This is a genomic window from Terrilactibacillus tamarindi (assembly GCF_009718825.1).
GTDB lineage: Bacteria > Bacillota > Bacilli > Bacillales > Sporolactobacillaceae > Terrilactibacillus > Terrilactibacillus tamarindi.
In genome coordinates, this window is sequence record NZ_WNHB01000010.1 from 18,970 (window position 1) to 43,088 (window position 24,119).

Below are 24,119 nucleotides of genomic sequence, written 5' to 3' on the forward strand. Positions count from 1 at the left end.
CGTCATTCAAGATTTCGTGCTAAGCCAAGTTTTTCTAACTTAAATGCATTCTTGAAGGCGGTGATGAGATGACAACTAGAACGCCAAAACAGAAGTTCGTAATGACGCCTCTTGGTGATTCAGCGATCGTGATTCAATTTGGTCAAACGATTGATCGCGCTATTCATCGTAAAATTAAACATCTAGCTGATTATATCGAAACACATCCCTTTCATGGGTTTATTGAATGTGTTCCAGCTTACGTTAATTTAACCATTTATTATAATCCTTATTTAGTGTGGAAATCGTTGGAAAAAACAAGTATCCCTAACACTATGACCTCGTATGACTATGTTAGACAAACGCTTGAAACGATCATTGATCAAATAAAAGGCATAGGTGAACAAGTTGAACGTACAGTCGAAATACCTGTATGCTATGGCGGTGAATTTGGACCAGATTTACAGGATGTGGCAACGTATAATCATTTAACAATAGATGAAGTGATTGATATACATTCAAATGGAGATTATCTGGTCTACATGATTGGATTTTGTCCTGGTTTTCCGTTCATTGGTGGTATGTCGGAAAAAATTTCAACTCCTCGGCGCTCTTCTCCAAGAACTTCGATACCTGAAGGCTCTGTAGGAATAGCTGGGATTCAGACCGGTGTGTATCCGATTGCCACTCCAGGTGGTTGGCAGCTAATTGGCCGAACACCTCTTGATTTATTTCTTCCAAACAATGATCCTCCAAGTCTTCTTCAGTCAGGGGATAAGGTGCGATTTAAACCTATTTCATTGGAAGAATATATGGCTTATCAGGAGGAGAAAAAATGAGTATTAAAATCATTCGCCCCGGGCTCTTATCGACTATTCAGGATCTAGGACGTCAAGGCTTTCAAAAACATGGGGTTATTGTTGGCGGTGCGATGGATCGGTATGCTTCGCGGCTCGCCAATATGCTTGTTGGAAACGAAGAAGGCGAAGGAACGATTGAAATGACCCTCGTTGGTCCTTCGATAGAGTTCGAACAAGACATGCTGATTTCTATGACTGGTGGCAATTTTTCACCAACCATAGATGACGAAAAGGCTCCTATGTGGCGCCCGATATATGTAAAAAAAGGAAGCGTTCTGACATTGAATGTTTGTGAAAGTGGATGTCGGGCTTATTTAGCCGTTGCAGGCGGTTTTAATATCAAAAAAGTGATGGAAAGTAAAAGTACATACCTTCTCGGTAACATAGGTGGATACAAAGGAAGAGCACTTCAGAAAAATGATCGTCTATATGTGAATGAAATGTCTTCAATTGCTAAAAAGATCGTTCAAAAAGTAAAGTTTGAAGCAGACAGAGGTCCTTTTATTGCGCCAAAATGGTGTATACCTTCTTCCTATATTCCGCAAGCTGAACCTGTTTTACGCTTTGTTGAAGGTAAGCAATTCGATCAATTTTCACAGCAAAGTATTCATGATTTTTGCGACAAGCCATTCGATATTTCGCAAAAATCGGATCGGATGGGTTATCGGTTAACCGGACCAAAACTCAATTTGAAAGAACCGATGGAGCTTCTTTCTGAGGCAGTCTCTCACGGAACGGTTCAAGTACCACCAAACGGTGATCCCATTGTTCTTCTAGCGGATCGGCAAACAACAGGGGGTTATCCGAAAATAGCGCAGGTGATATCAGTTGATTTGCCCATTATTGCTCAATTGAAGCCAGGAGAGCAGGTATATTTTAGAAAAATAGATTTTAGTGAGGCCGAGGCTCTACTTTTAGAACAAGAGAAAGAGATTGACCAACTGAAGTATAGTATCAAATGCTATATGCAATAGATATTTATAGACCTTATGTCTTTTCTTCAACTAACAATAAGACTAGATGGAAATGGGGAAAGGATACTTATGGAAAGTAAAAATAAAACCGTTATCAAATCGATGTCCTTACTAAACTTATTCTTAACTAGACCTCAATTAACGTTAAACGAGATAGTGGAACTCTCTCAAATACCAAAAACATCCGTTCATCGCATGTTAGCCTCACTAGAGGAAATGCGTTTCCTTGATAAAAACGCTGATGGAAAGTATTCACTCGGTTTGCTGTTTTTACGTTTTGGTCAGTTGGTATCTGAAAGGTTAGATATAAGACAATTAGCACTACCCGTGATGAAGGTTCTAAGAGATGATGTGGGTGAGGCGGTAAATCTCATTATCAAATATGGAAACGAAGCGATGTATATTGAAAAACAAGATACTAATCAACCGGTACGTTTATATACAGCAGTAGGTCGGAAGTCCCCTTTATATGCAGGTGACTCGAGGATCATTCTTGCTTATCTACCAGAGGAAGAACGCGATCGATATGTCGATCAAACGGAACTTAAACCACTTGGGTTAGGGACGATTACGGATAAAAAAAAGCTTAGGGAAGTCTTAGATAAGACAAGAGAACAAGGGTATACCATAAGTAAATCAGAACTAGAAAATTACACGACGGCTATTTCTGCTCCAATCTTAAATCATAGTCATAATATAATAGCTGGTCTAAGTATTGCGGGTCCTGATATTCGATTTTCAGAAGAACGGCTGCCTGAGTTAATTGATAAGGTAAAGAAAGCAGCTTTAGAAATTTCAATGAAGTTAGGGTATAAAAATACAACTTGGTAAACTCATTTGAATGATAGACAAACACGATGATCGGTAAAATTTATGTATGAATACCGACACTTCAAGGGAAACTAAGGACGACTTTCCTGTGAGGTGAATAGAATATGGATAAATATTTTGAAGTACATACTTCGGAAGCAACTTTTAAAATATTTTCTCAAATGCATACGTTAACATTGGCATTTATCATTCTAATTGGTATAGCATTTTGTCTTATGAGAAACAAATTTAAAGAAGAATATAAATGGCGAAACGGAGTAAGAATCGCTCTTCTCACTCTACTTATTGTGGCTGAAATTGGTTACCATTCATGGTTAATCATTCATCATGCTTGGTCTGTGAAAACGTCATTGCCCTTACATCTAAGTGATGTAGCGATTTATTTATCGATCGTGATGTTGCTTTTGAAAAATAAAAAGTTATTGCAATTTCTTTATTTTGTAGGATTAGGAAGTTCCATTCAAGCGATGCTGACGCCAACCATTGGTCAATACGCATTTCCACATTTTCGATACATCGAATATTTTGCAGTTCATGGCGGGGTTTTTCTCTGTTGTATTTTCATGATTGCAGCTTATCGCTTTAGACCAACCATCATTTCTTTGTGTATAGCCTTCCTTTTTATAAATGTCTATGGAGGTTTAATATTTTTAATTAATCGCCTCCTTGGTTCCAATTATATGTACCTAATGAAGAAACCAAAGGCAGGCTCCGCATTAGACATACTCGGTGCATACCCCAAGTATCTATTTTCATTAGATATGATCATTCTCGTTGGTTTTTATTTGTTATTTATTCCTTTCTGGCTATCAAACCGAAAAGTTAATTTTAGTCGTACTTAAACCTATTTTCGAAGTTTGATTCTATGAATTTAAACCTTTTTCAAGTATGATAATGATATTCCATTATTATAAAAGTGAAAGAGGTAAGAATTAATGAAAAAGTACCAAGTGATTAGCCTGCTTATGCTGGCTAATTTGTTTTGGGCGGGCAACTATGTGTTTGGTAAATATGTCGTAAGTGATATGACGCCCATCCAAATGACGTTTACCCGTTGGTTGATGGCTATTGTTTTGCTATTTCCTATTGCCCATTGGGTTGAGCATCCAGACTGGAAGAACGTATGGAAACAATGGAAGAGCCTTCTGATTTTATCTATCCTAGGAATTATGGGTTATAACTTATTATTATATGAAGCTCTTAGATTTACAACATCCATGAATGCTGCTCTTGTAAATTCCATGAATCCTGCTCTTATTGTTTTATTTTCCGTTCTCTTTTTAAACGAAAGAATCTCAATCAAAAATGGGATTGGTCTCTTCATTTCGTTAATCGGTGTTTTACTTGTTTTAACAAAAGGTCAACTCTTGAACTTATTTTTCATCCATTATAACTTAGGTGACCTGATTATGATTGCCGTCATTTTGTTATGGACTTTTTATACGATTTATGGAAAACGAATGCGTCATATTCCGCCGATTACGTCAACCGCTATCACGGCATTAATGGCTGTCATTATTCTTTTCCCGTTTATTTTAATCCAGGGTTATGATTTTCATCTTAGTAAGCAAGCTATTACAGGGATTATTTACATCGGACTTTTTCCGTCTGTGGGGTCGTTTATCTTTTGGAATGCATCAGTAAGGCATATTGGGGCAAGTAAAGCCGGAATCTATTTGAATCTTATAACTGTGTTTACAGCTATTATTAGCATCTTATTAGGAAAAGGCATGACGTTAGCTCAACTAATCGGTGGTTTACTCGTCTTTCTAGGCGTCTATCTTTCAAATCAAAAGGTTAAACCAAAGGTGGGAGAAAGTCATCAAGCGATCGCGAAATAATAATATGGCCTCAGTTTGTTGAAACAGGCTACTAAAAGACTACTAATTAAAGGAGATATTCATGAAGCATATTTACTTTAACCACGATGCAGGTATCGATGATCTAGTTTCTCTATTTCTATTGCTCCAAATGAGAAATGTTGATCTCATTGGAGTATCAGTCATTCCAGCAGACGGTTATGCTGAGCCTGGTGTTAGTGCCAGCCGCAAAATTATCGACCGTTTTGGCAAGAGTCAGGTTGAGGTGGCAGAGTCAAACTCAAGAGGTGTTCATCCTTTTCCTAAAGAATGGCGTATGCATCCTTTTTTCGTTGATGCTCTTCCCATTCTGAATGAATCGGGAAAAGTGGAGACTCCATTAAGTCCACTGCCTGCTCATCAGCACATGATTCAAAAAATTCGAGAAAATGAAGAATCTACAACATTATTATTTACGGGTCCTTTAACTGATCTAGCAAGAGCACTTGACGAAGCACCTGATATTGAAGATAAAATAGAAAAACTCGTGTGGATGGGCGGCACATTTTTAGATGTGGGGAATGTACAGGAACCTGAACATGACGGAACAGCAGAATGGAATGCTTATTGGGATCCTGAAGCGGTGTCTAGGGTATGGAAGAGTTCTCTAACCATCGAAATGGTCGCTTTAGAAAGTACGAATCAAGTGCCGTTAACCATTGATGTTCGAAACCACTGGGCATCGCTCAGACGTTATACAGGTGTTGACTTTGTTGGTCAATGTTATGCGGCATGTCCACCGCTTGTTCATATTGAAACAAACTCGACATATTACTTATGGGATGTTCTAACAACGGCCTCTGTGGGAAATAAAGATCTAGTAAAAATGAGACAAGTGACTAGCCAAGTTGTGACCGAGCGTCCTAGTCAAGGAAGATTGATTGAAGAAGAGAGTGGTAGACCAGTCCATGTCGTCTATGACGTGGACGGGGAAGCTTTTTTCGGCTACATTACAGAGCTGGCAAAGAGAGTTCAATAATGTATAGGGTGAATTTTATTAGGTAAAATAAACAAAAAAGCTCACGATCTGTGAGCTTTTTTGTATGAAATTTAATTAGCTAAAAAGGTCATCAATGGTTTTAATTTCTTCTTCTGTCAATGAAACATCAAGTGTCTTCAAGTTATTTAACACTTGCTCAGATCGTTTAGCACCAGGTATGACAACATCTATAGCGGGACGAGTTAAATACCAAGCAAGAACAATGTGAGCAACATCGACTTGTTTGCTCTCGGCTATTGGACGTAGTTTGTCCACCTTGGCTAAGTTTTGTACAAATTTTACCCCTTGAAATTCAGGGTTATTTTTTCGTAAATCGTCGAATCGAGTATCTATCGAGTATTTACCCGCAAGGAGCCCAGAAACAAGTGGAAAATAAGGAACAAAAGAAATATTGTTTTCTTTTACATAAGGAAATAACTCTTTTTCTGCATCACGTTTTAATAAGTTATACTCGCCTTGATAGACATCGACATAACCGTCTTTATTAGCTTCTTTTAATTGATCAATTGAAAAATTTGAGACACCAATGGCACGGATTTTACCTGCATCTTTCAATTCTTTGAGTGCCCCAACAGCTTCATCTTTTGGAGTATCTTCATCAGGGAAATGGATATAAAATAAGTCAATAACATCCGTTTGGAGTCGTTTCAAACTCTCATCGACTGACCTTTTCAAGAAATCTGGAGAGTTGTCAAAAACAGTTTTATTACCTACGAATTTATGAGCACCTTTCGTGGCGATAACGACATCTTGGCGTTTTCCTGTTTCTTTAATCACTTGACCTACTAATTCTTCAGATCGTTCCGGTCCATAAATAAAGGCAGTATCTAACAAGTTAATACCATTATTGATAGCTGTTCGAACAAGCTCTTTTCCTGCTTCTTCGTCTAAGTTAGGATACAGGTTATGTCCACCAACAGCATTTGTACCAAGACCAATAGGATTAACATAAAGTTCGGATTTTCCAAGTTGTACTTTATTTGCCATGTTAGTCACTCACTTTCATAAAGTTTTTACAAAGACCATAGCTATGAAAATCAATGTATCACTCTATTCATATACGTATCTATGATGATAGTCAAACGATTTGCCTTAATGAAGGTAGTTGGATAGTGAGATAAAAAATGGTAAAGTTAGATTAAAAAGGAGGCTAACCTTGCCATATTTTGATAACGATAATAATCGTAAAGTCTTTGATCGAACTTATATCGGAAAACCTGGTGGTTGTATGGCCATTATCGTTCTAATTGTTATCGGTATAATTATTTATAGTATCTTTTTTAAATAAAAGATCATTTGATTGTTCAGAAGGGATATTGCTCACAAATGGCGCCAAACTAATGAAATTATTAAACACAAATCTTACATGTAAAGCAAAATTCACCTTTTTAAACCGTATCTCCTTTCACATTACGACCAGGATAGTAAGCTCTTTCTTTATTCATAGGATTTTCTTTTGCTGTAATGGAATCGGCAGTAATTCGGTAAATAGCCGTCTTACTTCCCAAAGAAGACCGATATTTTTCAACATGGTTTTTTGATAGTTTCCGATCGTAATAGCCTGGGACATATTTATCCCGCCTTAACGGGCAGTAAGACCCTCACCTCAAGATTCTGAGTATTCAAATAAGATAGGTGGGGGATCAACTGCCCGTAAAGGTCCGATTGGTTCAGCTAACCATCAGTGGGGGATGAAGAAACCCCCCACTGATGGAAGTTTCACTTTATCTAACATATGCTGCATCACTTGAGTGGCTTCGTCTAAATCCGTGACTGGTTCTGCTTGACCAAATATCATCACACTCATATATGCGGTATCTGTATGGGCAGGGACCGGGTGGGTGATCGTACCATATTCCTCACAAATGGTGAAACAGGTAGCTGAATGCTCTCTTAGAATACTTGTTTTTCTACCAGAATCCGCACCATGAAAATAAATGGACCCATCAAACCAAATGAAATTAAGAGGGACGACATAAGGTGTTTGACTGTCAGATAGACCTAGAAAACCTATTCGTGCATTCTCTAAAAAGCTTTCAATCTTACTTTCATCTTGGCACTCCCTTAAAGCATAACGTATCGCACTCATTTTTCATCGCTCCTGGAAGAATATTATTTAACCGAAATTATAAAATAAATCTGACATGATAAAATGCAGTTTTTTAATATTTTGATTAGTACAGATTAAAGAAGATGGACCTATTGGATATTTTATCCTGCCTTAACGGCAAGTAAAGACCCCCACCCCAAAATTGTGAATATTCAAAGAATATAGGTGGGGGATCAAGAAAACCCCCACTATGGAAGTTTCACTTTAACTTGTCCATTTTTTCATTCCTTTCCAAACTTTTTTAAGAGGCCAGTTTCCCCGGCTTTTTCTTATGATTTGAGGATAATAGATTAACGCCAATCACGCCAATAAGAACCAAAACGGTTCCAATATAATGATAATAGAATAAGTTTTCTTTCAAAATGAAATGACCCGCAAAAAGGGCAACAATGGTATTGAGATTCATGAAGATCCCAACCTTTGAGGCTTCCAATATCGATAATGAAAAATTAGTCAAGATAAAGGTAACAAATGATGCTAAGATGCCCAGAGATAGTACTGGTAGGACATAGTTTAGATGGAATAGCGGTTTCACGTAGTCAGAGACTGAGTGATCAACCAAATGCCATCCAAGCGAGAGGGCGTTAAATGATACGAAACCAATGGTAATCATAGAAATTGTCATATCATCCATGTGATAATTTTTCGTGTACTTTCGAGCGCAAACATTATAAGTGGCATAAGTCGCTGTGCTTAGAAAAAGGAGAAGTATACCAGAAATATGTAAGTGTCCTAGATTGGCACCAGACATGATAAAAATAAAAATGACACCAAACACTGATAGAAAAATGGCTCCTTTTTGCCAGATATTCATTTTTTCTTTGAGAAAGATGGAAGCAAAGAAAAGAGTTAAAATGGGAAGTAGGGCTTGAATAATGCCAGCTTCAGAGGACGACATCGTGATGAGACCCAACACCTGAAATAAAAAGTATAAGAATGGATTTACCAACGCGAGTGGCAAAAGCTTTAACATTTCCTTTGGACGAAGTGAGAGTTTCATCCAGCCAAATAGCAGTGGAATTAACATAACAAGAAAAGCAACGGTAAACCGATGGGCGAGAATATCCATTGGATTGGCATAGTGAATAGCGATCTTTGTAAACATGAAGGAAAAACCGATAATTAGAGCAAATAAAATAATCGACAAATAGGCGAGTAAGATTTTTGAGCGTGACATAAGATGACCCCTTTGGAAGAACACATAAAATAGAAAAATTTAGAAAATATAGATAGAATAATAGTATTAAATAACATTCTAAGTGTCAAGGAACTCATTTGAATATCCATGCATAAAAACACCGCATGGACGATCCAAGCGGTGAATAGGAATTATGATAATTAAATAAATCCACCATTTGTTCTAATGGTTTGCCCAGTGATCCACTGGGAATCTTCGCTGGCTAAAAGTTTAACAATGGGATTTATTAGAAATCAAACTTATCAGGATCTGGACCAGTTCGGTGATCTTGATTCAGGCTGCTTATTTCAGCAACTTCATCAGCCGTTAATTCGAAGTCAAAAAGATTGCCATTTTCAATGATACGGTGTTCTTTCGTTGATTTCGGAATGATCACAACGCCTTCTTGGATGTGCCAACGCAAAATCACTTGAGCTGGGGTTTTTTCGTGTTTTTTAGCTATATTTAAGATTATTTCGTTATCTAATAACCCACCAACCATAAGCGGTGCCCATGCTTCAAGGCGAATAGCATGTTTTTCACAGAAGTCTTGAAGCGGTTTTTGTGTAAGGCGTGGATGACGCTCGACCTGGTTAATGACGGGTGTTACTTCAGCATCTTTTAGTAAATCTTCTAAATGATGGATTTGGAAGTTGCTGACACCGATAGCACGGATTTTACCTTCTTTATAAAGATATTCAAGGGCTTTCCAAGTGTCTTTATATTTACCTTCAACTGGCCAGTGAATGAGATAGAGATCAAGATAATTAAGGCCGAGTTTGTCTAAACTTGCCTGAAAAGCTTTGATGGTAGAATCATAGCCTTGATCGGCATTCCATATTTTTGATGTAATGAAGAGATCTTTCCTAGAGAGTCCTGTTTGAGCTAATGCTTCTTTGAGCCCTTTTCCAACGCCTTCTTCATTTTCGTAGATGGCAGCTGTATCAATACTGCGATATCCTGCTTTAATAGCCGTCTTTACGGCATCACTTACCGCAAGCCCATCTTCTACGCGAAAGACGCCAAGGCCAATCCATGGCATATTAACGTTATTATTTAAAGTTACTCTATCTTGCAAACTTGTTAAAGTCATCATCGTTATGATCCTCCTTTTTCACTACTCGAGTGTGATGAGCAGCCGTTGGTTCGATCATAACCCCTAGGAAATATCATGAAAAGTACGCACATGAAAGTGATATAGGTACAAAAAAGTGCCTTTTGTAGATTTTAGTTTCCATCAGTCATTTTTATATCATAAAAATTAAACGCTCTCTCTGAGTGAAAGTAACTAGAGAGGGCGCTTAGAAGACCTTTGTTAGTTCACCTCAACGACATTATTGACGAGCGCAATGTTTGGATCACCATATTTTTTTTCAAGGTGACATTCTCCCCATGCGCAGAGTGAATCTAAGATGGTTTGCAAAGACCAACCATAATCGGTTAATGAATATTCCACTCTTGGAGGAACTTGGTTATATGATTTACGTTCAATAACACCGTCAGCCTCCAATTCTCTTAGCTGCTGTGTCAACATTTTTTGCGTAATTTGAGGCATTAATCGTTTTAATTCACTAGTTCTCTTCGTTCCTTTTGTTAAATGACAAAGGATAACGACTTTCCACTTGCCGCCGATGACTTCAAGGGTCGCTTCAACTGGGATATTATATGTTTTCATATGAAGAACAACTCCTTTAAATATTTTTAATCAACCTTTATTGTTTTAAAAAAAGTAAACGTTTATTTAAAAATTATATAAAAATGACTAATTTATCCCACTTTAAGAGTAGTAAGTACCCAAACCTCAAGTTTAAGAAAATCCCTAGGTGGAGGATAACGGCCCGAAAAGCCAATTTTTAACTAACAATAAATTAATTCCACTGACTAATTGAAGTTTCACTTTTTCACTCATTGACACCATCATAACACACATGGGTACAAAAATAATAGTACGTTACTTTTTGGTGCCTATGATACTTAAAAGTACGTTCTTCACAATAAGATACAATCCGGGCATAATAGGGTTTACCGCGGAATAGCTACTTGAATCTAAAGGATAGGGAGGCCTTCCTATCTCTAATATAAAATAAAAGGAGTTTATTGAAATGAGTATGGAGCTTTCAGCAGAGACCCAATTGAATAAAAAGAAAAGTACATTTGCTTTACTTGCTTTAGCTATAAGTGCTTTTGGCATTGGTACAACCGAATTTATTAGTGTTGGGTTATTGCCCTTAATTTCAAATGATTTAAATGTTTCAATTACAACAGCTGGTTTGACGGTTTCTCTATATGCCTTAGGCGTAGCTGTAGGGGCACCCGTCTTAACAGCGTTAACATCTCAAATGTCGCGTAAGACTTTATTGTTATCTATTGTTGTTTTATTTATTATCGGTAATACGGTGGCGGCTTTTGCAACAAGTTTAGCTGTGTTATTAACAGCACGTGTCATTTCAGCACTCGCCCATGGCGTATTCATGTCAATTAGTTCTACAATTGCAGCAGATCTCGTCCCTAAAGACAAACGCGCGTCTGCTATTGCATTCATGTTCACAGGATTAACTGTGGCTACGGTGACTGGCGTTCCTATTGGTACGTTTATAGGACAGCAATTTGGCTGGAGAGTTTCATTCATAGCGATTGTTATCATTGGCATTATCGCTTTTATTGGTAATATTATTCTCGTTCCATCACATCTTCAAAAAGGGGCAAAAGCAACCTTTAAAGACCAATTGAAAGTGATAACAAACGGTCGATTATTATTAGTATTTGTGATTACCGCATTAGGTTATGGTGGAACATTCGTTACCTTTACTTTTTTATCACCTTTGTTGGAGCAAGTGACAGGATTTAGTCCAGGAAGTGTCAGTTTTATCTTATTACTCTACGGAGTTGCTATTGCTATTGGAAATATATACGGTGGTAAAGTAGCAAATCACCAGCCAATACGTGCGTTATATTATATGTTTATTGTTCAAGCCATTATCTTATTTGTACTCACGTTTACTGCGCCATTCAAAATTCTTGGATTGTTGACTATTCTACTCATGGGACTTCTTGCCTTTATGAATGTACCAGGATTGCAACTCTATAGTGTGATTTTGGCGCAACGATTTGTCCCAGGTGCCGTTGATGTGGCTTCAGCCATCAATATTGCAGCCTTTAATATTGGAATTGCTGTGGGCTCATATATTGGCAGTCTTGTGACTCAATCGATGGGCTTAATTCATACAGCATGGGTCGGCGGCGTACTTGTCGCTCTTGCTGTTATATTAACGGCCTGGAGTGGCAGACTTGAGAAAAAGGATGCAGAGGCTTAAAACGTAGTAATTAAAAAAGCAAGATAAACCGATGATACGGCGTTATCTTGCTTTTTTATTTTTATAATAGAAGAGAATGATCAAAATAACGAGTGAAAATACAATAATCCCATACATCAAATTTGAATAGATATCAAAGAAGCCGACTATCTGTTCCCAATTATCACCTACAGCGGCTCCTAACGATACAAGGAGAATATTCCAAATCAACGTTCCAATTGTTGTAAATAATAAAAACAGATTGAAGTTCATTTTGGTAATGCCTGCTGGAATTGAAATTAGACTACGAATGAGAGGTATGATTCGGCAAAATAGAATGGTCCAGTAACCATATTTTCTAAACCATCCATTTGCTCTATGTAAACTTTCTTTTTTTACACGAACGATATATCCATATCGATCTAAAAATCGTTCCAAGCGATCAATGTGAATGAGTCTACCAATCCCATATAAAATAGTAGCGCCGATAGCGGAGCCTGCTGTTGCTGAAATGACAACACCGATAAAAGATAGGTTTGATTGATGTGTCATGAAGCCACTAAATGTCAAAATTACCTCTGATGGGATGGGCGGGAAGACATTTTCAAAAGCAATTAATAAGAAAATACCCAAGTATCCATAAGCTTCAATAAAAGATGTTAGCCAGTTTTCCATCGAAGTCCTCCATTTTTTATTAGGAACTTATTTTACGATATGAATATAATTAAAGTTTCATTTATTTTAATAATTAGGTTGTAAAAAGCAGTGATAAGGTGATGATGATAACAAAATAGAAAAATAGAGAAGAAAATATAGGAAAGGCTTAGGTTTAGCACAGATAGGCCAAATCTACGATAACAAGATGTGTGAGGTCAATTGTTCGAGAGAAGTGAAGCGGATGATGGGAATCGAACCCACGACTAGAGCTTGGGAAGCTCTCATTTTACCATTAAACTACACCCGCATAGTAGAGGAAAACATATTTAAATTGTAAAACGATTGATGTTATTCGTCAAGTTGATCAAAAAAGATCCCATGTGATACAGCATGGGATTATTTTATAGGAGTTGGCTTTTCGAAAATAATAGTAGAGCACCATGGCTAATCAATAATTGATCCTGATTTTCTAAACTAGCTAATTTGTTGGGCTTTTGTACTTGAATCTCTTGAATTTGGGAGTTAACTTGCTTAAGTTCAATCTGCAATTTCCTAAGATTATCGTTATTTGAGACAGTTCTATCATTACTTTGCATGGATTGAAGCTGATTTTGTAGCGACGACTTTGCCTTCTTAAGAGCTACAAGCTGATTATCTGTATTATTGAGTGTTTGATGAGTTGTAATAATTGGTGGTACTTGCGGTATTTGCATAGTGAGCACCTCGCTTTGTCGTATCGAGTAATTATCCAAATTATACTTTATTTATTTCATTTTGATATGAGTACGAGGTGGGATTTTTACTAGGGAAAGAAGGGTGAATGGGTCAATCGTTCCTGGCCAATTGTCGTCTTTATTTTTTGAAGCTCGTCTCCCAACTGGTCTTATTGTTTTGATGATCATTTTCTGTATCGGAATCTGATCTGAATTTTTTTTCTATTTGAACTCGCTTGAGATACCCGTATTTGTTTGTCTGGCACGTAATAACGCTAAAGATGTTAAAATTATTACTTGTAAATGCTTAATAAATCACTTACAATTACTTATATGGAGGAGGTTATCACTATGTACCAGGAAGAGCGGCTACTAAAAATTCTAGAACAATTGAATGAACAGCAAAGTATGTCTGTTAATGAAATATGCGAGCGATTTCACGTTTCAAGAGATACGGCGAGACGAGATATCGTGAAGCTAGTCGAGAAAGGTGCGGTGATTCGTACACATGGTGGTGTCTCCTTGCCAAAATTAAATGAAACACTCCTTGCTTATCGTGAGCGTGTTCATACCTATTCAAAAGAAAAAATGAGAATCGGTGCCAAGGCGAACACCTTAATCAAAGAAAATCAAACCTGTTTCTTTGACGTTTCAACGACAGTGAGCTATTTAGCTGAACGATTGAAGCACAAGGTCAATGTATTTACACATTCATTAGATATTGCCGAAATTCTCTCTAATCAAGATCCTATTTCACTGTTCCTTCTTGGTGGGAAGTTTAACGTCAACAATCGTTTCTTTTTCGATATGGAAAGTATTCAACAGGTTTTAAATATTAATTTTGATTTAGCCTTTTTAGGCGCGGCAGCGATTATGGATGACGGAGTTTTTTTCGAAGATAAAGAGGATGCTTACATGAAACAGACCATTACAAAACGGGCCTCTCGTAATGTCGTTTTGGCTGATTATAAGAAATTTAAATTAACTAGTTATTACAAAGGGATAGATTGGCAAGATATTGATGTGATCATCACCGATAAAATGCCACCAAAAGTCTTTGTAAATAAAATTCAAGATGTTGGGATTGATCTTATTATAGCTGAATAAGCGTCTAATCTAATTTGGGAGTGGATGACAGTGGGATATAAATTGGTATGCAGTGATATCGATGGAACGATCATTAACTCGGATCACAAATTAAGCTTAGGAACAAAAAAGGCTGCAAAAGTTTTACAACAAAAAAAGATTCCACTCGTTCTCGTATCAGCAAGAATGCCTCAAGCAATGATTCCCCTACAAGAAGAATTAGGAAGTAGCGGACCGCTTATTTGCTTTAGTGGAGCTCTTGTATTAGGAGAAGAAAGACTGGATGGGACACGGGAAGTTTTGAAGAATGCATGCCTAAATCAGAAAGATGTGCAGGATATTTATCATACATGTGTAGAAAAATTTCCTCAAATCAGCTTTACAGCATACAATAAGACAGATTGGTTGGTTTCATCTGACCAAGATGGATGGGTTATTCAAGAACATGACATCACTGGAACACCGATGAACGTATTTTCCTTTCAGTCAGACTCTTTATATCCTGAGGTAAATAAAATCTTATGCATGGGTCCACGCCAAGTTATCAAGACTCTTGAAGAACACTTACATGTGAATTTTTCCGACTTAACGATTTACCGATCAAAGCCAAATTATTTAGAAATTATGGCGCAGCACGTTTCTAAGTCAAATGCCATTAGCATCCTATTGGAGCGGTATCAGATTAATAGGGAAGATGTTATTGCTTTTGGTGACAATTATAATGATATAGATATGTTACAAGCTTGTGGGCTTGGAGTTGCCATGGGGAATGCACCAGATGAGGTAAAAGCGATTTCAGATGCTGTTACGTTAACAAATGATGAAGAAGGCATTAAAGTCGCACTTGAAAAATATTGCTTTGTATCGTGATTATGCTCCTATTTTTATAATTGAATAAAAACAAAAAAGGATGCAATATAGGTTGATGACATATTGCATCTATTTCTTTCACATGATAAGACTAAAATCTCTCCTAAAAGGATGATTCATCTATCATGTTAAGAAAACTTTACTTGATCTTGCTATGTTTTATCAGCTTAGCTGGGGTTGCTCCATGTTTTGCTCATGCACAGACTTTAGATTTTCAAGCGTCAAAAGCAGCGTTTATTAGAGACGGAGATTTATGGACTAGGATTCAAGGAAAAGAGAAACGGATAACCCAATCTGGTCATGTCCATTCACCTCAGTGGTCATCTGATGGTCAATGGATCGCTTATTTGGAAGATGTTAAACCACCTAAGATGACCAATGATCTATGGGTCTATAACGTGACAACCACTCAAAAGAGACGGATCTTTCAAGATGCTAAAAATCCACATTGGCATCCAATTAAGCCTCTTCTTGCTTTTCAAGGTGGGCATGAATTAAGTGGTCTATTAAATGTATCAAATCTTCAGTCGTTTAATAATGTGGCCCTTGGTGTGGACGATTTTATCTGGTATCCGGATGGGAGATCCTTTTTACTTGAATCTTCAGCGACACTTCGGCCTGATGGTTGGACAAATAGTATTTTATATAAAAAGAACTTTCATTCATTGTCAGAAATGAATAGGCTTAGCGATGCTAAACGATTTTTTATAATACCAAAAACGGTAGACCTTCATGGGGAAGAGAATTTGGCTATCGGTGCGGATAGTTTTTCTTTTTCACCATCATCAAAATGGCTTTCCTTCATAGTTTATCCTACGGCCTCTTTGTCTATGGATAGTAATATGCTTTGTCTTCTCTCCAAAGATGGTAAGACATTTAAAGTACTTGATGAAGTGATTCGTGATATCGGTCAACCTAAATGGGCGCCTTCTAAAGATACCCTTGGATTTATAGCTGGTGGAGGCCGATTGGTCTTTGGTTATTCAAATAAGAAACTTAAAGTACAAGAAACTTCAAGATCATTAACACTAACACCAAAAAAGAAAGCAGACTTAAATTTTACTTGGGTTAATCATCGCACGCTAGTGACATCACGAGTGGATGAACAGGATTGGACCCTTTCGCCAAATCCAGTATTGGTGAATATAAAGTTACCAGGTCGAAAGCAAACACAGATCACACATCCACCAAAAGCAGAAGGTGACTACAATCCTCATTACCTTAATAAATCCCATTCTCTCGTTTGGCTACGATCCCCTAACATTTATCTTAAGCATGCAGATGTATGGACCGCCCACGCCGATGGGTCAAAAGCTAAAAGATGGATTTCGAATGTAAGTGATATAGCTGTTTACGAGACAGATAATATGAATATGAATTAATTCTGCCTGTTTTGGTGTATTCGTGTGAAACGAATGAGGTAAATGTCACGGTTAATTGCATGATAGTTCACTTTTAAAGTGTGATTATCGTGCTTCTTTATTGTTAGAAAAAAGTGTCTCATAGCGAATGGCAACGAGGTAGCACAATAAAAATGGGGGATTTAGGGTTAGTCAGTGCTCATTCTTCTACACTATACATCTATCACGGATAATAACAGAAAAAACAGGGTTATGAAAAATTAAGTTGAATAGAAAGCACGTACAATGTTTATGCTGAGTGATGACCTCGTTTAAGAGCGTGGTCGTGCAAATCAGTTCAGGATTGTGCAACAGGCCAGAGGTCGTGCAATTCAGTCTGGGAGCGGTGCAATTCAGTCTTGGAGTGGTGCAATTCAGTATCGGAGTCGTGCAATCCAGTCTCGGAGTGGTGCAATTCAGTCTGGGAGTAGTGCGATTCAGTTTCAAAGTGATGCAAGTCAGTCTCGAAGTGGTGCAATTAATCTCGGAGCGGTGCAATTCAGTGTCGAGGTGTGCAATTTAGACCCAAATTTTGCATATGAGTCAAGGTGGTTAGGGCTCATTGATGCAATGACTTCTTTTTTAATAAGCCATTAAAAATGGAAAGCTTTGCAGGAGTCTTGTTCTCTCGTCCAACGGTTTCATTTATATGTTTTTAGTTATATATTTAAATATGTTTAAAGTTAGATACAGTGACTGGGTGGTCTCATTAATTGTGATTTAACTTTTTTTTAGTGGAATTGAGCTTTTTAATCTCGGTATTATCGGTGAATACATTGGACGAATTTACGATGAAGCACGGGACAGGCCAAGCTCTACATTCTTTAAACCAAAAAATAGGAGATACGTCTCAACATGTCTAATTCAATTGTTTCAATGATTAAGTTTGGTATTGTAGGATGCTTAAATACACTTATTGATTTTATTGTTTTTGCACTATTAACAGCGCTAGGACTTCCTTATGTTATTTCGCAATGTATTTCTTACGGGGCGGGAGTACTTAACAGCTATGTCCTCAACCGTTCATGGACGTTTGAACAAAAGAATCAAACGAACAAAACGCAGGAGTTTGTAAAATTTGTTTTAATCAATATGATAACTCTCCTCATTACATTGAGCTTATTAGCTTACTTTTACCAAGTCATTGGATTACCTCAGCTCGTAAGTAAAGCCATGGCCACCATTATTGGTGTTGCTATTAACTTTATCGGCAGTCGGTTTTGGGTATTTAAAGCGGAAAGAACGAAGAAAAAGAACATATTATAATGAACGATATCGATGAGATTGTTAATAGCTAAAGAGCATCTAAACGTACACTCAATGATACGGTTCTTATGGTGATTAATCATTTTCGCATTAAAATAGCAGTATTTGAATGACCAAGTCATATAAGTCAAGAGGATGCTAAATAATAATGCTAAATAATATCTAACAGCTTTTGCAATAATAAATAAATAGTTGTTGCCTATTCTTAATCCCGCCATAGAATATAGTAAACAATGCCTGAAAAGGTGGGTTTATATGGGGATTGATTATAGTTTTGATGTTTCTAAAGCGACAAAACATCAGTTAACGCAGTTATTTAAATCCTTAGAATGGAAATCGGGAAATTATCCAGAAAAACTTGAGAAAGCCATTCAACAGTCGGATAGTGTTGTGACTGCCTGGGATGGAGACAAACTCGTAGGGCTTGTTAATGCTTTATCAGATGGCATTTTAAATGTTTATTTTCACTATGTCTTGATTCACCCAAACTATCAGCACCGGGGGATCGGAAAAAAATTAATGAACATGATGCTTGAACAATACCGTGATTTCCCAACGAAAATGCTTGTCTCTTATCCAGAATCTGTCTCGTTTTATAAAAAACTCGGATTTGAAATTAAAGAAGGATCTGCCCCTATGGCGATTTCTGAATTGTTTTAAGTTATTATCAGGTCCTGCAATTACGAGGACCTGATTTTGTTACATATGATCTGTCGGGACCCTAAGGCAATGAGAAGTCGTGCAATAGATCTAAAAGAGGCTCAATAACAAGTTCAAGCGCCGCAATAAAATCAAAAGAAGCTCAATTGCAAGCCGAAGCGCCGCAATAAAACAAAAAGAGGCTCAATTGCAAGCCGAAGCGCCGCAATAAAACAAAAAGAAGCTCAATTGCAAGCCGAAGCGCCGCAATAAATCACAAAGAGGCTCAATAGCAAGTCCAAGCGCCGCAATAAATCACAAAGAAGCTCAATAACAAGTCGAAGCGCCGCAATAAAATCAAAAGAGGCTCAATAACAAATCCAAGCGCCGTAATAAAATCAAAAGAGGCTCAATAACAAATCCAAGTGCCGCAATAAAATCAAAAGAGGCTCAATAACAAGCCCAAGCGCTGCAATAAATCTAAAAGCACCTCAATTCAACAAGGTCGAAGCGACTCGGTATTCGTGCCACTTCATTTGATCTTTTTTAGACTAATTTTATCCACTTTTCCACTTCTTAGTTTTGGAAGTTCTTTAAGGACAATCCATTTTCTTGGTTTTTTATAGGAGGCGAGCATAGAATTTAATGCCTTTTTTGTTTCACTTAAGGAAATGTCGTTCAAAACAACCGCAGCAACGACGATTTCACTTCGACTATCATCCAGTTGTCCAAATACGGCTGCTTCTTCAACGCCTTGAATGGATAAAAGGAGCTCTTCGATTTCCTCAGTAAAAATCATGCTTCCACCACTTTTAATAATGTCACGATCACGGCCGATAATTTTCAAACTTCCGTCTTCGTTCATCAATCCAAGGTCATGTGATGTCACATAGCCTTTATAAAAGGAACGTTCTGTTTCAACCGAATTGTTGACAAAGCCACTAAACGCTTGAGCTGTTTTAACGAAAACTTTCCCAATTTCACCAAACGGCACTACTTCACCGATATCATTACGTATCGTTACATCGACACTTTTAATAGGGAAGCCAACTGTATCTGGTCCTTTTTTCGCTTGTTCAGGAGTTAGTATACTGACACAGCCCATTTCAGAAGAACCATAATATTCGTATAACTGACTATTAGGAAAAGCCTTTTCAAAAGATCTTCTAAGTTTCGTAGATAAGGTATTCCCGACAGAAATAACGGTATGAGGCATCTTATTTGTTTCAAGTGGATGCACTTGGTGATATTTTATTAAAGGCTGAATGAGAGCTGGTGTGATGGTAACACAGGTTGATTCGCTATTAAAAAATGATTCTGGTGAAAAATTGTTTACCATATGTACTTCTATACCAACACATAATGCTTGGAGTGCGGCAAACAACTGTGCGGAATATGAAAGATGTAAAGGGATCAAAATCCGGTCACCTGCACGAAGATGAAAATTTTCCGACCATTCATCAAAAGCTGAAGACCATGAATCATGACTTTTAATAAAACCTTTCGGGAAACCCGTTGATCCTGATGTAAACCCAAATAACAAGGGATCGGATAGAGTATAATTCAAAGTTGTAAAAGAATGCTCTTCCTTAACTGGCATCTTTTGAATTCCTTTATTCGATATAAGCCAATGAGGCATTTGGATAGAAAACGTTCGTTCCAGTTCGGAATCTGATAATTCATGGTGAAGCGGCATGATGATTCCTTTGCATTCGAGAACAGCTAAAACATCTATCACATAGGTTATATCGTTAGGAAGACAGATCGCAAAGATATCACCAGGTTTTGCGCCTGCGTTAAGAAATTGCTTCTTACGTTGACGAATGCATGTTTGTAATGTGGAAAAGGACATACGGGTTTGACCGTTTGACAGTGCCCAGTGGTGAGGTGTTTTTTTAGATTGGTCAAAAATGCGTTGTTCAATTCTCATAATAACCGCCCGTTCTAAACATAATGAAATACTATTAAAAGTGTAAAACAGCTTTTAAAAAATGTAAACTAGTTATATGATTAAGTTTACCAATGAGTCTCTTTTTAAGCTTTTTTGTTGAAAAATAGTTAAACAAACGTTTGATTAATAGATTTAAAGAGGTGATAGCATGAATAAAGCGGTTATTGTACGCGCAAAACGGTCTCCTATTGGGAGAAAAGATGGTGCTTTGAAAAAGGTAAAGCCACAAGATTTAGTTGCCCCTCTTCTAAAAACATGTAGTCAGGATTTGGAAAACAGAATAGATGATGTTGTGCTAGGCAATATTGTTGGACCTGGAGGGAATCTAGCAAGATTAGCCGCTCTAACGGCTAGGTTGCCTGAATCAATCCCCGGTATGACGATTGATCGTCAATGCAGTGCAGGATTAGAAGCCATTAGAACCGCCTGCTACTTTATTCAAGGTGGGGCCGGTCAGTGTTATTTAGCAGGTGGCGTTGAAAGTACAAGCTTATCTCCTTTTAAAGAGCGGGCACAGTTCTCACCTCTCGAAATGGGCGATCCGGATATGGGGATGGCGGCTGAATATGTCGCTGAGCATGACAATATTTCTAGGGAGGCTCAAGATGAGTATGCTTTGCTTAGTTATCAAAGAAGTCAAGAATCATTTGAACAAGACTATTTTGATTGTGAAATTTTAAAGAGATCCGAGCTCCCGGTAGATGAATGTTTTACTAAAAAAAGACCTATGGATCGGCTCATTCGTCGGGCTAAACCTGTATTTAAGGAAAATGGAACCGTCACGGCAACCAATAGCTGTGGAATTAACGATGGAGCCTGTGTGACAACCATCATGGAAGAACAAATGGCAATAGAACTAGGGTTCACACCTGTTCTACGATTTGTTGACTCGTGTGTATCAGGTGTACATCCCTTTTACCCTGCTATAGCGCCGGTTCCAGCGATTAAAACTTTATTAAAAAGAAACGATTTGGCTATTTCCGATATTGATCTGTTTGAAATGAATGAGGCGTTTGCAGTAAAAATCGTAGCTTGTTCCCGTGAGCTTGAAATTCCAATAGAGAAAATAAATATAAGAGGCGGGGCGCTTACAATGGGACATCCTTATGGGGCTTCAGGTGCTATTTTGGTAACGCGTTTGTTTTATGAAGCTCAAAGGAGAAAGGACCTGAATTATGTCGTAGCAGCAATAGGAAGCGGCGGAGGGGTTGGTATTGCTGTTTTGTTTGAAGTGGTTAACGAGACTGACATTGCAACTTATTGATCTAAGACAATTTGGTAGCTTTGGACTTGGTTGACTTTTTATATAAAAATAGCCCATCCGTCATAACGGATGGGCTGATCTTTTTTCTAATTTATATGATTCGCCTTTTTCACGCAAGCATCAACTGCATCGATGACGGCGTGTCTAAATCCGTGTTTTTCAAGGGTACGAACGGCTTCGATGGTTGTACCACCTGGAGAGCAGACTTGGTCTTTTAATAATCCAGGATGTTCCCCAGATTCTAAAACGAGTTTTGCGGAACCTAGCACAGCTTGAGCGGCAAGTTTGTAGGCCGATGCGCGGGGCAGACCATTTAAGACGCCTCCATCTGCAAGAGATTCAATAAACATGTCAACGAATGCAGGGCTGCTACCTGCAATTGCCGCTGCGGCATTCATCAACTTCTCATCGATAACTTCCGTTTTTCCTATAGCAGAAAATAGTTTATTGACGGTATTCCAGTCCTCTTCTGTGACAGGAGATTCAAATGAAATGGATGTCATACCTTCACCAACAGCAGATGGTGTGTTTGGAAGCGCACGAATCACCTTGGCTTCCTGCCCAAGAGCATCTTTATATGATTGTATGGTTAAACCCACAGCAACTGTAACAATGAGGGTCTCGTTTGTCATGGTTTGTTTAATTTCTGTTAGAACAGTAGGAATAATATGTGGTTTTACAGCAAGAATTAAGATATCCGATTCTTGGGCTACAACCACGTTGTTTTCTTTAAGTTGAAATCCCATCTCTTGTTGCAATTTTTCCTTGCGACCACTTTTTCCACTACTTACAATAATATCCTCTTTATCAACGACGCCGGCTTGTATTAGTCCTCTAATTATGGCACCGCCCATATTTCCTGAACCAATAAAGCCTATTTTTTTTCCCATAGTTTAACTCATCCTTTATGACCTTTGTTGTCAGATATATTTGGCTAAAAAAACTATAACATGAAACGATAATATAAAAAAGTTCGAGTCTTTACCAAATGATAAGCTGCGAATCTCGGCGCCCGCCAAGAGGATCTTCAACTAAAATCGCTCACAAGCTACCACATCATGTGAAATGCTAGTCCTCAGGAACGGCACCGCTCTTATCTTCTTGCATCTAGTTTTTAACCTTTTTGAACACGCCTTTATAGTACCTAATTGAAATAGAGGTGCATCACATAACTTTAGAAAAAGTAATACTCTAAGTATATAACGTTTTTAGTCATTTTTAACGTAGGTTTAGTATATGTGAAATAGATAAAGTGAAACTTCCATCAGTGGGGGTCTTTACTTGCCGTTAAGGTGGGATAAATATTAAAGATTTATTGCCAGCCCCCTTATCATATAAATAGTGTACGTGATCGGTACAATGTGACTTTTGTCTCTTAGATGATAATCGGTTACAATAGGGTAAAGTCACCTTAAAATGGAAGACTACAATCAAATTCAAGTTGACAGGTTGGAAAAGTAAGAATTAAACTAACTTTAAAGAACTTATATATGACATTGTTCATCATCATTTAAGAAGGTTACGAGAATGATATGATCTATATAGAGAGGGAGGGGTAGTATGCGTCAAATTGTTATTTTATCAGGGAGTCCATCGGAACATTCGAGATCTGATCGTGCCTTAGATCAGCTTAAAGAGATCGCGATGGATCAAGGCTATAACGTGCAATTTTTTTCCGTTAGAGATGTGTCGCCAGAAGCTCTTTTCTATACACGTTTCAATGATCCAGAAGTGGTTACGATTGGCGATGCTCTGCGTGCAGCAGATGGTGTTATCATTGGGTCTCCGGTATACAAAGCGTCTTACACGGGAGTTTTCAAGGCACTTATCGATTTATTACCAGAAGATATATTAAAGGGTACACCCGTCTTACCGATTATGGTTGGTGGTAGCAGCAAACATTTATTGGCTATTGAATTTGCTCTTAAACCGTTACTTGCAACGTTAAAAGCTGAACTCCTGCAAGGGGTATATATACTCGACACGCAAATTGATAAAATTAAAACGCCAGCTATTCAAGATGCGGTATTAATGAACAGAATTCAAGATCAGATAAAACAACTAACGATCGCTATCGAAAAAAAGTGTGCCTACGAAGCTAAAGATACGATAAGCTGATGGTGCCTCATCATTTGAGAGGCGAATGATAAGAGCTAACCATTTAGACATAACGTAATAAGGACAAATATA

26 protein-coding genes and 1 tRNA gene are annotated in these 24,119 nt (G+C 37.7%); 16 read left to right on the forward strand and 11 right to left on the reverse strand.

All coding sequences use genetic code 11. The features are described from left to right. The first annotated feature begins 68 nt into the window (after nt 1-68). The 6 genes from pxpB to GMB86_RS07585 all read left to right on the forward strand — a co-directional run bounded on the left by pxpB (nt 69) and on the right by GMB86_RS07585 (nt 5,482). On the forward strand, nt 69-818 hold the full coding sequence (gene pxpB / locus GMB86_RS07560) for a 5-oxoprolinase subunit PxpB (protein ID WP_230459042.1): 750 nt from the start codon (nt 69-71) through the stop codon (nt 816-818). Next, nucleotides 815-1,813 (forward strand): 5-oxoprolinase subunit C family protein, encoded by a 999-nt coding sequence (locus tag GMB86_RS07565; RefSeq protein ID WP_155218337.1) that lies wholly within the window; start codon nt 815-817, stop codon nt 1,811-1,813. Before pxpB ends, GMB86_RS07565 begins: the two co-directional genes overlap by 4 nt. 69 nt (nt 1,814-1,882) lie before the next feature. Continuing rightward, nucleotides 1,883-2,644: an IclR family transcriptional regulator gene (locus tag GMB86_RS07570; protein WP_155218339.1), complete on the forward strand. Its 762-nt coding sequence runs from the start codon at nt 1,883-1,885 to the stop codon at nt 2,642-2,644. Nucleotides 2,645-2,748: 104 nt separating this feature from the next. Further along, on the forward strand, nt 2,749-3,486 hold the full coding sequence (locus GMB86_RS07575) for a YwaF family protein (protein WP_155218341.1): 738 nt from the start codon (nt 2,749-2,751) through the stop codon (nt 3,484-3,486). 93 nt (nt 3,487-3,579) lie between these two features. Beyond that, nucleotides 3,580-4,485 (forward strand): DMT family transporter, encoded by a 906-nt coding sequence (locus GMB86_RS07580; RefSeq protein WP_155218343.1) that lies wholly within the window; start codon nt 3,580-3,582, stop codon nt 4,483-4,485. Between the two features lie 61 nt (nt 4,486-4,546). Continuing rightward, nucleotides 4,547-5,482 (forward strand): nucleoside hydrolase, encoded by a 936-nt coding sequence (locus GMB86_RS07585; protein ID WP_155218346.1) that lies wholly within the window; start codon nt 4,547-4,549, stop codon nt 5,480-5,482. A gap of 75 nt (nt 5,483-5,557) precedes the next feature. Here GMB86_RS07585 and GMB86_RS07590 read toward each other — a convergent pair whose 3' ends face one another. Further along, the gene (locus tag GMB86_RS07590) at nt 5,558-6,490 is read right to left on the reverse strand and encodes an aldo/keto reductase (RefSeq protein WP_155218349.1); all 933 of its coding nucleotides are present in this window, start codon (nt 6,488-6,490) and stop codon (nt 5,558-5,560) included. Between the two features lie 169 nt (nt 6,491-6,659). On the opposite strand from GMB86_RS07590, the gene GMB86_RS15970 reads away from it, so the two are divergent. Next, nucleotides 6,660-6,791 carry a hypothetical protein gene (locus GMB86_RS15970; RefSeq protein WP_268987301.1) on the forward strand — a complete coding sequence of 44 codons (132 nt, stop codon included), beginning with the start codon at nt 6,660-6,662 and terminating at the stop codon, nt 6,789-6,791. Between the two features lie 153 nt (nt 6,792-6,944). Here GMB86_RS15970 and GMB86_RS15975 read toward each other — a convergent pair whose 3' ends face one another. From GMB86_RS15975 to GMB86_RS07610, 5 genes are all read right to left on the reverse strand, one after another. Next, nucleotides 6,945-7,073, reverse strand: coding sequence for a hypothetical protein (locus tag GMB86_RS15975; protein WP_268987302.1), 129 nt, complete (start codon nt 7,071-7,073; stop codon nt 6,945-6,947). A gap of 111 nt (nt 7,074-7,184) precedes the next feature. Beyond that, nucleotides 7,185-7,592, reverse strand: a complete 408-nt coding sequence (locus tag GMB86_RS07595; RefSeq protein WP_155218351.1) for a pyridoxamine 5'-phosphate oxidase family protein — start codon at nt 7,590-7,592, stop codon at nt 7,185-7,187. A 262-nt stretch (nt 7,593-7,854) separates the two neighbouring features. Continuing rightward, the gene (locus GMB86_RS07600) at nt 7,855-8,790 is read right to left on the reverse strand and encodes a DMT family transporter (protein ID WP_155218353.1); all 936 of its coding nucleotides are present in this window, start codon (nt 8,788-8,790) and stop codon (nt 7,855-7,857) included. Nucleotides 8,791-9,037: 247 nt separating this feature from the next. Further along, complete coding sequence (locus GMB86_RS07605; protein WP_155218485.1) at nt 9,038-9,883, reverse strand: aldo/keto reductase; 846 nt, start codon at nt 9,881-9,883, stop codon at nt 9,038-9,040. Nucleotides 9,884-10,105: 222 nt separating this feature from the next. Further along, nucleotides 10,106-10,465, reverse strand: coding sequence for a winged helix-turn-helix transcriptional regulator (locus tag GMB86_RS07610; RefSeq protein WP_155218355.1), 360 nt, complete (start codon nt 10,463-10,465; stop codon nt 10,106-10,108). A 427-nt stretch (nt 10,466-10,892) separates the two neighbouring features. Here GMB86_RS07610 and GMB86_RS07615 point away from each other — a divergent pair, with 427 nt between their 5' ends. Continuing rightward, the gene (locus tag GMB86_RS07615; protein WP_155218357.1) at nt 10,893-12,104 is read left to right on the forward strand and encodes an MFS transporter; all 1,212 of its coding nucleotides are present in this window, start codon (nt 10,893-10,895) and stop codon (nt 12,102-12,104) included. Between the two features lie 42 nt (nt 12,105-12,146). Here the strand turns inward: GMB86_RS07615 and GMB86_RS07620 are convergent, their stop codons facing one another. The 3 genes from GMB86_RS07620 to GMB86_RS07630 all read right to left on the reverse strand — a co-directional run bounded on the left by GMB86_RS07620 (nt 12,147) and on the right by GMB86_RS07630 (nt 13,453). Further along, nucleotides 12,147-12,758: a DedA family protein gene (locus GMB86_RS07620; RefSeq protein ID WP_155218359.1), complete on the reverse strand. Its 612-nt coding sequence runs from the start codon at nt 12,756-12,758 to the stop codon at nt 12,147-12,149. Nucleotides 12,759-12,976: 218 nt separating this feature from the next. Continuing rightward, nucleotides 12,977-13,047: transfer RNA gene (locus tag GMB86_RS07625), tRNA-Gly, on the reverse strand. A gap of 94 nt (nt 13,048-13,141) precedes the next feature. Beyond that, nucleotides 13,142-13,453 carry a hypothetical protein gene (locus GMB86_RS07630; protein ID WP_155218361.1) on the reverse strand — a complete coding sequence of 104 codons (312 nt, stop codon included), beginning with the start codon at nt 13,451-13,453 and terminating at the stop codon, nt 13,142-13,144. Nucleotides 13,454-13,804: 351 nt separating this feature from the next. Here GMB86_RS07630 and GMB86_RS07635 point away from each other — a divergent pair, with 351 nt between their 5' ends. The 6 genes from GMB86_RS07635 to GMB86_RS07660 all read left to right on the forward strand — a co-directional run bounded on the left by GMB86_RS07635 (nt 13,805) and on the right by GMB86_RS07660 (nt 18,735). Continuing rightward, nucleotides 13,805-14,560: a DeoR/GlpR family DNA-binding transcription regulator gene (locus GMB86_RS07635; protein WP_155218363.1), complete on the forward strand. Its 756-nt coding sequence runs from the start codon at nt 13,805-13,807 to the stop codon at nt 14,558-14,560. Between the two features lie 30 nt (nt 14,561-14,590). Next, nucleotides 14,591-15,409 carry a Cof-type HAD-IIB family hydrolase gene (locus tag GMB86_RS07640; RefSeq protein ID WP_196220158.1) on the forward strand — a complete coding sequence of 273 codons (819 nt, stop codon included), beginning with the start codon at nt 14,591-14,593 and terminating at the stop codon, nt 15,407-15,409. A 125-nt stretch (nt 15,410-15,534) separates the two neighbouring features. Continuing rightward, entirely contained in the window at nt 15,535-16,791 is a 1,257-nt protein-coding gene (locus GMB86_RS07645) for a TolB family protein (RefSeq protein ID WP_155218367.1), read from the forward strand. Nucleotides 16,792-17,115: 324 nt separating this feature from the next. Beyond that, the gene (locus GMB86_RS07650; RefSeq protein ID WP_155218369.1) at nt 17,116-17,406 is read left to right on the forward strand and encodes a hypothetical protein; all 291 of its coding nucleotides are present in this window, start codon (nt 17,116-17,118) and stop codon (nt 17,404-17,406) included. Nucleotides 17,407-17,664: 258 nt separating this feature from the next. After that, on the forward strand, nt 17,665-18,075 hold the full coding sequence (locus tag GMB86_RS07655) for a GtrA family protein (RefSeq protein ID WP_155218371.1): 411 nt from the start codon (nt 17,665-17,667) through the stop codon (nt 18,073-18,075). 255 nt (nt 18,076-18,330) lie between these two features. Beyond that, the gene (locus tag GMB86_RS07660; RefSeq protein WP_155218373.1) at nt 18,331-18,735 is read left to right on the forward strand and encodes a GNAT family N-acetyltransferase; all 405 of its coding nucleotides are present in this window, start codon (nt 18,331-18,333) and stop codon (nt 18,733-18,735) included. 511 nt (nt 18,736-19,246) lie between these two features. Here GMB86_RS07660 and GMB86_RS07665 read toward each other — a convergent pair. Next, nucleotides 19,247-20,644, reverse strand: a complete 1,398-nt coding sequence (locus tag GMB86_RS07665; protein ID WP_155218375.1) for a class I adenylate-forming enzyme family protein — start codon at nt 20,642-20,644, stop codon at nt 19,247-19,249. 169 nt (nt 20,645-20,813) lie between these two features. Here GMB86_RS07665 and GMB86_RS07670 point away from each other — a divergent pair, with 169 nt between their 5' ends. After that, on the forward strand, nt 20,814-21,929 hold the full coding sequence (locus tag GMB86_RS07670) for an acetyl-CoA C-acyltransferase (protein ID WP_155218377.1): 1,116 nt from the start codon (nt 20,814-20,816) through the stop codon (nt 21,927-21,929). An 86-nt stretch (nt 21,930-22,015) separates the two neighbouring features. On the opposite strand, the gene proC is transcribed toward GMB86_RS07670, so the two are convergent. After that, entirely contained in the window at nt 22,016-22,819 is an 804-nt protein-coding gene (gene proC, locus GMB86_RS07675; protein WP_155218379.1) for a pyrroline-5-carboxylate reductase, read from the reverse strand. Between the two features lie 670 nt (nt 22,820-23,489). On the opposite strand from proC, the gene ssuE reads away from it, so the two are divergent. After that, nucleotides 23,490-24,047 (forward strand): NADPH-dependent FMN reductase, encoded by a 558-nt coding sequence (ssuE, locus tag GMB86_RS07680; RefSeq protein ID WP_155218381.1) that lies wholly within the window; start codon nt 23,490-23,492, stop codon nt 24,045-24,047. Nucleotides 24,048-24,119 lie beyond the last annotated feature (72 nt).

Coding starts and splice junctions, on each gene's coding strand:
- GMB86_RS07610 (WP_155218355.1), bottom strand. CDS start 10,465: ATGAAAACATATAATATCCCAGTTGAAGCGACCCTTGAAGTCATCGGC.
- GMB86_RS15975 (WP_268987302.1), bottom strand. CDS start 7,073: ATGTCCCAGGCTATTACGATCGGAAACTATCAAAAAACCATGTTGAAA.
- GMB86_RS07615 (WP_155218357.1), top strand. CDS start 10,893: ATGAGTATGGAGCTTTCAGCAGAGACCCAATTGAATAAAAAGAAAAGT.
- GMB86_RS07645 (WP_155218367.1), top strand. CDS start 15,535: ATGTTAAGAAAACTTTACTTGATCTTGCTATGTTTTATCAGCTTAGCT.
- GMB86_RS07585 (WP_155218346.1), top strand. CDS start 4,547: ATGAAGCATATTTACTTTAACCACGATGCAGGTATCGATGATCTAGTT.
- GMB86_RS07630 (WP_155218361.1), bottom strand. CDS start 13,453: ATGCAAATACCGCAAGTACCACCAATTATTACAACTCATCAAACACTC.
- GMB86_RS07580 (WP_155218343.1), top strand. CDS start 3,580: ATGAAAAAGTACCAAGTGATTAGCCTGCTTATGCTGGCTAATTTGTTT.
- GMB86_RS07600 (WP_155218353.1), bottom strand. CDS start 8,790: ATGTCACGCTCAAAAATCTTACTCGCCTATTTGTCGATTATTTTATTT.
- GMB86_RS07565 (WP_155218337.1), top strand. CDS start 815: ATGAGTATTAAAATCATTCGCCCCGGGCTCTTATCGACTATTCAGGAT.
- pxpB (WP_230459042.1), top strand. CDS start 69: ATGACAACTAGAACGCCAAAACAGAAGTTCGTAATGACGCCTCTTGGT.
- GMB86_RS07670 (WP_155218377.1), top strand. CDS start 20,814: ATGAATAAAGCGGTTATTGTACGCGCAAAACGGTCTCCTATTGGGAGA.
- GMB86_RS07660 (WP_155218373.1), top strand. CDS start 18,331: ATGGGGATTGATTATAGTTTTGATGTTTCTAAAGCGACAAAACATCAG.
- GMB86_RS07595 (WP_155218351.1), bottom strand. CDS start 7,592: ATGAGTGCGATACGTTATGCTTTAAGGGAGTGCCAAGATGAAAGTAAG.
- ssuE (WP_155218381.1), top strand. CDS start 23,490: ATGCGTCAAATTGTTATTTTATCAGGGAGTCCATCGGAACATTCGAGA.
- proC (WP_155218379.1), bottom strand. CDS start 22,819: ATGGGAAAAAAAATAGGCTTTATTGGTTCAGGAAATATGGGCGGTGCC.
- GMB86_RS07605 (WP_155218485.1), bottom strand. CDS start 9,883: ATGACTTTAACAAGTTTGCAAGATAGAGTAACTTTAAATAATAACGTT.
- GMB86_RS07575 (WP_155218341.1), top strand. CDS start 2,749: ATGGATAAATATTTTGAAGTACATACTTCGGAAGCAACTTTTAAAATA.
- GMB86_RS07665 (WP_155218375.1), bottom strand. CDS start 20,644: ATGAGAATTGAACAACGCATTTTTGACCAATCTAAAAAAACACCTCAC.
- GMB86_RS07570 (WP_155218339.1), top strand. CDS start 1,883: ATGGAAAGTAAAAATAAAACCGTTATCAAATCGATGTCCTTACTAAAC.
- GMB86_RS07590 (WP_155218349.1), bottom strand. CDS start 6,490: ATGGCAAATAAAGTACAACTTGGAAAATCCGAACTTTATGTTAATCCT.
- GMB86_RS07620 (WP_155218359.1), bottom strand. CDS start 12,758: ATGGAAAACTGGCTAACATCTTTTATTGAAGCTTATGGATACTTGGGT.
- GMB86_RS07655 (WP_155218371.1), top strand. CDS start 17,665: ATGTCTAATTCAATTGTTTCAATGATTAAGTTTGGTATTGTAGGATGC.
- GMB86_RS07635 (WP_155218363.1), top strand. CDS start 13,805: ATGTACCAGGAAGAGCGGCTACTAAAAATTCTAGAACAATTGAATGAA.